A 3,704-nucleotide genomic window follows, 5' to 3' on the forward strand; every position below is an offset into this window, starting at 1 on the left:
CTTGAGCGTCGCAAAGAAGCTCTCGGCCACCGCGTTGTCCCAGCAATTGCCAGGCCGGCTCATGCTTTGGACCACGTCATGGGACTGCAGCAGCTGGCGAAACTCGTTCCCCCAGTACTGCCCACCACGATCTGAATGGAAGATCAGGCCGGGTCGTTGTGGATGCAGAGCCCAGGCATTGGCAAATGCTTTCACCACCAGCTCTTCAGTCAGACGCTTGGAAACGCTGTAGCCCAGCACCTGCCGGGTCTGGACGCTGATGACCACGGCCAGATGCAGCCATCCCTGGCGGGTGGGGACATACGTGATATCCCCGACCCACGCCGTCGGTCCGGTTCCGGGGGCAAATTGCCGATCCAGCAGGTTGGGGGCGAGCTGAGATGAGCCGCCGGAGGACTTGGGTCGGAATCGGCCTTTGGTCTTGCCCTGGATTCGCTCCTCGGCCATTAACCGTGCCACGCGCTTGTGGCCGACTGGATGATTCCTGGCTCGTAAGGCCCTGACCAGCCGACGTCGCCCATAACTGCGCTTGCTGGTCACATGAATGGCCCGAAGCTCGGTACGCAGGGCCGAATCGGCATCGCACGCTTGGGCACATTGCCGACGCAGGTAATCATGGAATCCAGAGACAGAAACCCCAAGAACCCGACACAACAACCTGGTCGGGTAGTGAGTCCTTTGACTGGCGACGAAGGCGTACCTCACTTGGACTCTCTGGCAAAGAACGCCGCCGCTTTTTTTAGGATTTCCCGCTCCATCTTCAGATTGGCGTTCTCGGCCCGAAGGCGGCTGATCTCGCTTTCCAGGTCGGTGGTTGGCCTGCGAGCCTCAGAGGTCAACGACCGGCCAGCACGGACCGCGTCAAGCCAATTTGCCAGCGTCTTGACCGACATCTCCAGCTGACGGGCTGCTGCGGCAGGCCCGAGCGACTCGGCCAACTCCACGGCTTGGTGCTTGAACTCATCGGTATAGCTACGACGGGTGATACGGGACATAAGGGACCTCCAAGTGCGATCAAAGTATCGCTTCTTGGCGTCCGCTGACGGGGGGCCAGATCAGACACCCCGCATTCCGGCACCGCCCCGCCTCTGACAGTTTCCCGCGTGGTCCGTTGTAGAGCCGAGCCCATGCTCGGCTGCTCTTTGTTCAATCGTCGAATTATTCGATCTCGATGGAGACTCATCCACGCATGGCGTGGATCTACTGTGGCTGCCGATTGGGTCCGAAGCAGATCCCTTACACTGGCCGCCATCCCACCGTTGCCCATCCGATGAACCTTCCCCTGCACTTCGGCCTGCTCGGCACCCTCGAAGCCGGCGCCATCGCCATGCTGGTTGGGCTGCTGGTGTACTTCCTGTGGTCGCAGCTGTGCCGCCTGCTGCGGTGGTCGATGGGGCACGCGATCGGCTGGTCCTGCGTCATCGCCGTGATCATCGCCGCCGGCATCGATGCGTGGAAGCTGTTCTACATGGGCATCGTGCGGCTGGAATCGCCGCTGTACGCGCGCATCTTCCTGGCCACCATCCACGATCCGAACGAACTTGGCAGCCGTGTGGTGCTGGAAATCGCCGGTGCGCTCGCCGGTGTTGCTCTTGCATGGGTGTTGTTCAGTTCGCGGTCATCGGAAAAAACCGTCGACTGACGCAGGTTTTTCGTTGCCTGCCGGTTAAATGCAGAGGCGCTGAATGCGCATCTTATGAGCCACTCACTTCACCCTAACCACCGCGCTAAAGCATGCGTGGAGGCGAGTGGTTAATCGCATGTGTGCGGGCCGGTCGTGGCGCAAAATCGATTCAGAAACGCGGTGGCAGGGTAGGTGCCGTGCGGAATCAACACGCCGCGCAACACCACCCAATCGGTAGGAGACACCCCTGATGACTATTCGCAACCGCAAGCCCCTGATCGCCCTGATCGTCGCCGCTGGCAGCGTGCTGGCCATCCCGGCGATGGCCCAGTCGGCCAAGCAGCAGGCCGCGCATGCACAGAACGAGGCCGCTCAGGCCCAGCAGGCGGCTGCACAGGCCGGCCAGGCCGCCGACCAGGCGACCAATGCGGCCGCAGCGGCATCGGCACAGGCCAATGGCGGTGGTCAGACCTGGGCCAGCATCGATACCGATGGCAACGGCACCATCAGCAAGACCGAGGCGCAGGTGAACGCCGGCCTTGCCCAGGTGTTCGACCAGGCCGATACCAACAAGGACGGCGAGCTGAGCGCCGATGAGTACAAGGCCTACGTGGCCGCCCAGCAGGCCGGCGCCGGTGGCGCAGCGCAGGGTGCACAGGGCAGGTAAGTCCTGCGTCGGGGCGTATGGGAACCCGGGCGGCTTCGGCCGCCCGGGTTTTTTTCGTCACCATGGCCCCTGTATCCTTGCGCGATGAACACCCCCACGCCTGCGCCGTCGCGCGCCATCGGCCTGGTCGGTTTTGACGGTGACGATACGCTGTGGAAGAGCGAGGACTACTACCGCAAGGCCGAGCAGGATTACCTTGACCTGCTGTCGCGCTATGTCGACGTGCATGACACCCAGACCGCCCGCCACCTGCTGGAAGTGCAGCAGCGCCACCTGGGCACCTTCGGCTACGGCGTCAAGAGCATGACCCTGTCGATGATCGAAGCGGCCATCGACATCACCGGCCAGCGCATCGAGGCCAAGGACATCCAGCGCATCCTGGAGATCGGCCACGACACCCTGCGCCACCCGGTCGAGCTGATCGATGGTGTACGCGAAGCGGTGGCGGCCATCGCCGAGCACTACCCGGTGGTGCTGATCACCAAGGGTGACCTGTTCCACCAGGAAGCGAAGATCAAGGTCGCCAACCTGGCCGAGCTCTTCCCGCGCATCGAGATCGTTTCCGAGAAGGACCCGGAGACCTACGCCCGCGTGCTGGCCGAATTCGACCTGCCGATGCAGCGCTTCGTGATGGTCGGCAACTCGCTGCGCTCGGACATCGAGCCGGTGGTGACCCTGGGTGGCTGGGGCGTGCATACCCCGTACGCAGTGACCTGGGCGCACGAGACCCAGCATGGCGTGGCCGACGACGAGCCGCGCATGGTCACCGCCGATACCGCCCACGACTGGCCGGCCGCACTGGCGGCGATCGAGGCAAAGGCCGCTGCGGCCTGACAGGGCCCGTCGGCTGCGGCAGAATCGGGGCATGAACCACCGACTGCGCGCGCTGATGTTGTTCCTGTTGCTGGCGCCGGCCACCGTGCTGGCCCAGCAGACCGCCGAGCGCTCAAGCGCCTACGACGTGGACACCGGCGACAGCTGGGTCGATGCCCAGCTGCAGGACATCAACCATTACGCCGAACGCTACCCCGACGCCTTCCTCGACGAAGTGTCGCGCTATGCCGACGTGCCGCGCGGCTACATCAGCGCGCTGTTCACCACCCACGGCTGGCAGGCCGGAGACATCTATTTCGCCTGCTTCTGGGCCAAGGCCAGTGGCCAGACCTGCCGCGACAGCGTGCGTGCCTTCAGCCAGGACCCGGAGGGCGGCTGGGAGGCGGTGGTCAAGCGCATGCCCACCAAGCCGGACAATCTGCACTACCGGGCTGTGCGCCATGCCATCGTGGCCAGCTACCAGCACTGGGACCGGCCGATCACCCTGGATGCCGCGCTGAAGCGCCAGTTGAAGCGGTAGGGTCGGCCGCTGGCCGGCAATTGCAGCCTTTCCAGGCATCCGGGGTTGCCGGCCAGCGG

General features: G+C 64.1%; 6 protein-coding genes. 4 read left to right on the top strand and 2 right to left on the bottom strand.

Annotated features, from left to right (window positions below):
- Positions 1-705, bottom strand: a 705-nt coding sequence (locus tag ABGA94_RS03400) for an IS3 family transposase (protein ID WP_375366389.1), incomplete at its 3' end; no start/stop codon positions are given.
- Positions 702-995, bottom strand: a complete 294-nt coding sequence (locus ABGA94_RS03405; RefSeq protein ID WP_032954795.1) for a transposase — start codon at positions 993-995, stop codon at positions 702-704. The genes ABGA94_RS03405 and ABGA94_RS03400, both read right to left, overlap by 4 nt.
- Positions 996-1,270: 275 nt before the next feature.
- Between ABGA94_RS03405 and ABGA94_RS03410 the strand changes: the two genes are divergently transcribed.
- The 4 genes from ABGA94_RS03410 (at position 1,271) to ABGA94_RS03425 (ending at position 3,645) form a co-directional block, all read left to right on the top strand.
- Complete coding sequence (locus ABGA94_RS03410; RefSeq protein ID WP_065186625.1) at positions 1,271-1,642, top strand: hypothetical protein; 372 nt, start codon at positions 1,271-1,273, stop codon at positions 1,640-1,642.
- A 232-nt stretch (positions 1,643-1,874) separates the two neighbouring features.
- Positions 1,875-2,291 (top strand): EF-hand domain-containing protein, encoded by a 417-nt coding sequence (locus tag ABGA94_RS03415; protein WP_005407824.1) that lies wholly within the window; start codon positions 1,875-1,877, stop codon positions 2,289-2,291.
- A gap of 84 nt (positions 2,292-2,375) precedes the next feature.
- On the top strand, positions 2,376-3,125 hold the full coding sequence (locus ABGA94_RS03420) for an HAD family hydrolase (protein WP_049413265.1): 750 nt from the start codon (positions 2,376-2,378) through the stop codon (positions 3,123-3,125).
- 31 nt (positions 3,126-3,156) lie between these two features.
- Complete coding sequence (locus ABGA94_RS03425; protein ID WP_005415036.1) at positions 3,157-3,645, top strand: hypothetical protein; 489 nt, start codon at positions 3,157-3,159, stop codon at positions 3,643-3,645.
- The last annotated feature ends 59 nt before the right edge of the window (positions 3,646-3,704 follow it).

The organism is Stenotrophomonas sp. 3diitr2024 (assembly GCF_042136455.1).
In the GTDB taxonomy this organism is placed as follows: domain Bacteria; phylum Pseudomonadota; class Gammaproteobacteria; order Xanthomonadales; family Xanthomonadaceae; genus Stenotrophomonas; species Stenotrophomonas sepilia.

Bases quoted from the DNA above. Each gene is read 5' to 3' on its own strand.
- ABGA94_RS03415 (WP_005407824.1), top strand. From the start codon at position 1,875: ATGACTATTCGCAACCGCAAGCCCCTGATCGCCCTGATCGTCGCCGCT.
- ABGA94_RS03420 (WP_049413265.1), top strand. From the start codon at position 2,376: ATGAACACCCCCACGCCTGCGCCGTCGCGCGCCATCGGCCTGGTCGGT.
- ABGA94_RS03405 (WP_032954795.1), bottom strand. From the start codon at position 995: ATGTCCCGTATCACCCGTCGTAGCTATACCGATGAGTTCAAGCACCAA.
- ABGA94_RS03425 (WP_005415036.1), top strand. From the start codon at position 3,157: ATGAACCACCGACTGCGCGCGCTGATGTTGTTCCTGTTGCTGGCGCCG.
- ABGA94_RS03410 (WP_065186625.1), top strand. From the start codon at position 1,271: ATGAACCTTCCCCTGCACTTCGGCCTGCTCGGCACCCTCGAAGCCGGC.